This is a genomic window from Sebaldella sp. S0638, assembly GCF_024158605.1.
Taxonomy (GTDB): domain Bacteria; phylum Fusobacteriota; class Fusobacteriia; order Fusobacteriales; family Leptotrichiaceae; genus Sebaldella.
Genome location: NZ_JAMZGM010000180.1, coordinates 1 through 4837, shown reverse-complemented (window position 1 = coordinate 4837; position 4837 = coordinate 1). Strand labels below are relative to the sequence as shown.

At 33.7% G+C, this 4837-nt stretch carries 6 protein-coding genes; 1 reads left to right on the top strand and 5 read right to left on the bottom strand.

Annotated elements, in window-relative coordinates; all coding sequences use genetic code 11:
- Positions 1-206: 206 nt before the first annotated feature.
- From modD to modA, 4 genes are read right to left on the bottom strand one after another with little or no spacing between them, the layout of a single operon-like run.
- A complete protein-coding gene (modD, locus tag NK213_RS18895) occupies positions 207-1052 on the bottom strand; it encodes a ModD protein (protein WP_253352151.1) in 846 nt (281 codons plus the stop codon).
- Between the two features lie 16 nt (positions 1053-1068).
- Complete coding sequence (locus NK213_RS18890; protein WP_253352144.1) at positions 1069-1764, bottom strand: ATP-binding cassette domain-containing protein; 696 nt, start codon at positions 1762-1764, stop codon at positions 1069-1071.
- On the bottom strand, positions 1751-2560 hold the full coding sequence (locus NK213_RS18885) for an ABC transporter permease (RefSeq protein WP_253352142.1): 810 nt from the start codon (positions 2558-2560) through the stop codon (positions 1751-1753). The genes NK213_RS18890 and NK213_RS18885 overlap by 14 nt, the downstream gene beginning before the upstream one ends.
- A complete protein-coding gene (modA, locus tag NK213_RS18880; RefSeq protein WP_253352140.1) occupies positions 2557-3378 on the bottom strand; it encodes a molybdate ABC transporter substrate-binding protein in 822 nt (273 codons plus the stop codon). Before modA ends, NK213_RS18885 begins: the two co-directional genes overlap by 4 nt.
- A 600-nt stretch (positions 3379-3978) precedes the next feature.
- On the opposite strand from modA, the gene NK213_RS18875 reads away from it, so the two are divergent.
- Positions 3979-4296 (top strand): hypothetical protein, encoded by a 318-nt coding sequence (locus NK213_RS18875; RefSeq protein WP_253352138.1) that lies wholly within the window; start codon positions 3979-3981, stop codon positions 4294-4296.
- 301 nt (positions 4297-4597) lie between these two features.
- Here the strand turns inward: NK213_RS18875 and NK213_RS18870 are convergent, their stop codons facing one another.
- Positions 4598-4750: a helix-turn-helix domain-containing protein gene (locus NK213_RS18870; protein WP_253352136.1), complete on the bottom strand. Its 153-nt coding sequence runs from the start codon at positions 4748-4750 to the stop codon at positions 4598-4600.
- Positions 4751-4837: the final 87 nt, after the last annotated feature.

Genomic DNA, 4837 nt, shown 5'->3' with positions numbered 1-4837 from the left:
TTCATAATAAAGTCCTCCTGTTTTTAGTTTATCATAAAAAGATTTTTTTATTTACAGACTTTTTATCACAGGCTCCAAAAATATCTCTTCTTCCTCCCTAAATTGCTCAAAAATAACTGAAAATAAAAAAGACAACCCAGCCCAAAGCCAAAATCATCTTCTCTCTATCTTAATACATGAATTTAAAACTGCTCTCTAAAATTTTTTCACAACATCTCCACTCTTACCCCTACATCAGCAGGTTTTGCTCTATAAAGACTTGTCGTCACCACTCCGTCTACACCTGTACCAGCATACAGCGATATATTTCCCTCATTTATCCCGCCTGCAGCCAGAATTGTTATTCCGGACACTTTTTCCCTTATCCGCCTTACTGCTTCTTTCAGCTCCTCTGGCTTTAGCTTATCAAACTGAATTCCGTCCACTCCCATTTCTGCAAGTTTCATTCCGTCGCCCAAAGATTCTGCCTCTGCTATTATCTTTTTCTCACAGCAATATTGCTTTATCTCTTTGATTTTTTCTGCCAGACCGTCAATACCGCCGATAAAGTTCATATGCTGTTTAAAAATCAGCACTGTTTCCGAAATTCCCAGCCTGTGCGGAAAGGCCCCGCCTGACAAAACAGATTTTATAGCCAGTGCTTTAGTCCCGGGAAAGCCTTTTCTCGTTGTCAAAATGGCTACTTTCGGCTCCATGCTGTTTCCTATATCTACCATTCTCCTTGTCTGTGCAGCTATTCCCGAACAATGATCCAGTATATTCTGTCCTGCTTTCCACGCAGTATGCAGATCTTCCGCTTTCCCCGTCCCCGATATTAATATATCATTTTTATTTACCTTTTCACCTGAGGGTACAAAAAAAGTACATTCTATATTTAATTTCCTGAAAATTTCTTTTACCTCTTCTGTACCGCATACCACAGCATCCTCTCTGATAAAATAAGTTATTTTCCCGGGCTGGTCTTTTATTCCCAGCAAATGGCTTGTTAAATCAAAGTAAGGCACATCTTCTTTTATGAATCTGTCTATTTCTTCGCTACTAAAATATACCATTATAAATTCTCTCCTTTTACAGATATTTATAAAAAAATTTCTCACCAATCTCTTTTATCTCGTCAGTTATATTTATTATTTTCTCCAGCTTTCCCTTTTTCATTATTCCTATTCTTTCAGACAGGAACAACGCCTCGGAGATATCATGTGTAACATGTATAACCACAGGTTTATAATCCATGTGTATTATTTTCAGCAATTTCTGCGTTTCCTTTTTAGTAACATAATCCAAAGCACTCATCGGCTCATCCAGAAGCAGTATTCCCGGCTTTATAATCAAAGCTCTCGCCAGTGCTGTCCTCTGCTTTTCGCCTCCGCTGAGATTTCCCACATCACGCATCAGCAGTTCCTTTATTCCCAGCTTTTCAGAAATATCATTTACACTTTTTTCTATATCCTTTTTGGAAATTTTTCTTATTTTCAAGGGAAATGCTATATTCTGATATACATTCATATGTCCGAATAATTCAAAATTCTGATAAACAAATCCTATCCCTCTTTTTTCCGGCGGCAGATCTGTGAGCTCACCGCTGTTAAAATAAATTTTTCCCGTAAGCTTGTCATATCTTCCTGCTATACTCTCAAGAAAAAGTGTCTTTCCCGAACCGGTCTCACCTAATATCACAAAATATTCTTCTTTTCCAAGTGTAAGATCAACACTGCCAAGCTGAAACTTCTCCATCTTCAGACATAAATTTTCAATTTTCAGCATATTTTTTTCCTTTATTAAATAAATATTCAAAAATCGCCATGCAGGATACAGAAATAACTATTAGTATTGCAGAAATACCAATTGCCAGATCAAGGTCTCCCGTTGACATATTCAGCATTATCGAAGTGGGGATTATCTCGGTTTTCATTTTTGTGGCACCAGCTACCATAATAACCGCTCCGTATTCTCCCAAAGCTCTTGCCCATGTCATAACAATTACTGACAACAGTGAATTTTTGAGCAAAGGCAGAATTATATTCTGGAAAACTTGTAAATCATTACACCCCAAGGTCTTTGCTACAAACAGCATTTTCTTGTTCATATCCCCGAATGCTGTTGCTGTGTGCTTTATAGCAAAAGGCAGATTCACAAAAACCTGCGCCAAAATTATTCCCTGTCTTGTGAAAATAAAATCTATATTCAGATAGTCATTCAGAAAATTTCCTATTCCCATACGTCCGAACAAAAGCAGCAGAGCTATCCCCGATACTATATGCGGCAGTGACATGGGAATGGACAATATCTGTATAAATATTTTTTTGAATTTTGTCATCCTGAATATAAAGTAAGCAGCAGGAACTGCCAGACCGATACAAATAACCGTAGAAACTATAGAAGTTCTAAGGCTCAGCAGTATTGAAAATCTTATTTCCCTTGATCTTAGACAAACCGGTATAGCTGCTGCTCCTTTTATAATGAGCATTATTATAGGGCTGGTCAAAAACAAAAATACCAATGCAAAAATCACAAATAATACATAGTAAAAAATCTTATTTATATTGAATTTCTTTTTCATTCTGTCACTGGTTTAAAACCATATTTTGCGAATATTTCCTTACCTTTCTCAGATGCCACAAATTTTATAAACTTATCGGCAAGATCAGAGTTTTCACTGTTTTTTATAATACCTCCGGCTATAATCTGGTCTATATTTTTTTCAGGCTGTATTTCTATTATTTCAAGTTCATCATTGCCGTAAACTGAATCTATTGTTGCTATCATTGCATCAGCCTTCCCTGTAGTCAGCTGAACTACCATCTCATTTACAGTAGCAGCTCTGGAAACTACATTATCATTAACACTTTCCAGTTTGTTTTTCTTTAGTATTTCCTGTGCTGTTTTTCCTATTGCACTGGCTTTTTCATCACCCAGAATTACTTTTATATCTTTTTTACCAAGGTCTTCCAACGTTTTTATCTCTTTGGGATTTCCTTTCAGAGTTATAATTGCGGGCGTATGATGTGCCACAGTTATATAATCTGAAACAAGATCCTTATTTTTAGCTGCTTCATAATTTGGTACAGAACCTACTATATATACATCTCCTTTACCTGTAGTCTCAAGCTGTGTTAATAACTGCCCTGATCCGGCGTAATTAAATTCTATTGTAATATTTTCCTGTTCTTCAAAAAGTTTTGCTATTTCATCCATTGGCTTTTTCAGCCCTGCACCTGAATACACCTGTAAAGTTTCTTTTTCCTTAGTATTGGCAGTTTCCGGCTGTTCAGTTGTTTTCATTTCCGCTTCTTTAGTTTCTGTATTGTTTTTTGTTCCGCAAGATAGAATTATTGTAAGTATTGTCATAAAAAACAGTGTTTTCAAAATTTTTTTCATAAAAATTCCTCCTTTTTATTTTTTATATTGATATAAAAATATATTACGTTTCATCACGTTATATCATTTTACATCATTTTTCATAATCATTAATTTAGAATATCAGATAAAACAGACGAAGTCAATCATTTACATTTATTTTTTTTATTTTATACAATATTTCTCACTCTGTTTCTAACTCGTATTTTTTTCTTTTTTCGGAAGTTTTTATAAACTATAACATTACATGCCCCATAACAATTTTTTAGTTTCATAAACAGAGTTATCTAAACATCCAAGACGAACTCTCCCACTGACATCCCGGAATCTTGCCGGCAGGTGCGAGATTGTACTCTTACCGCTCCCTGATGGTTCCAACCTCACCCTGTCTTATATGAGCAGAAAAATCACTAATTGCTTCACGGGTATTATAATCAAAAGAGATATTCTCCAGTTCAAAATCAAATTTTCTATATTTATTTCACTGCTTCCAAGCATCTCTTTTTCATTCCTCCCTGCTTACAATATAAATATATAAAACTGAAAACTTTGTTTTTCCTTTTTCACAGAACTGACATATTTATTTGATATTATATATTTATAGAAAAGGAGATGATCAAGATGAATAAAAGAATTTTTTCATTAGGAATTTTAGCATTAAGTTTAGGAATGACAGGAATGGCTAATCCAAACCCTAATAACGGCAGACCTAATATGCCGAAGAAGAGTTTTCACAGACAGGAAATGACACCGGAAATGCAAAAACAAAGAATTGCAATAGAAGAAAAAGAACTGGCTATAAAAAAGGAAATGATAAAAGATAAGCCGAACTGGACACAGGTAGAAAAACTTAACAGAGAAATTGCACTGGAAAGAGCTACAGCAAAAACTGAAAGACTAAAACAAATTAAAGCCAATCAAACGCTTCCAAATAATTAAATTCAATACTACAAATACAGGAATAAGTATTCCTGTTTTTTTATTTATTATATAACAATTTATTCTTATACTATCATTTTTTTAGTAAAAAAATATGTATATAAATAAAATAGTTTGTAGTATATTAATTATATGCTAGAAAATATCAATATTTTTTTGTTTGAGTGTTCGTTTTAAAAAAGCAGTTGTCTTAGATAGCTGCTTTTTTAATATACACTATTTATAGAAAAGTAATAGATTGTGCTTATATCCTGTTATCTTTCCCGGATTTTCAGATCGAATACTGAGTTAATACAATAAGTTACTGATAATCTTTAGTTATTTCTTTTAACTGATAATTATAGTCACTGCCTTTTATTTGATTGGGATATATTCCGAAGTATTTATAAAATATTTTAGAAAAGTAGCCGTAGTTTTGATAACCAAGAAGAAAAGAAACCTCTGAAACCTTCATATTCTCATTCAAAGGGAGTGTGCAAGAAAGTCTGTAAATTAAATCTGATATAATAAAAGATTTGTTTTTCATATATTGATTTATCTA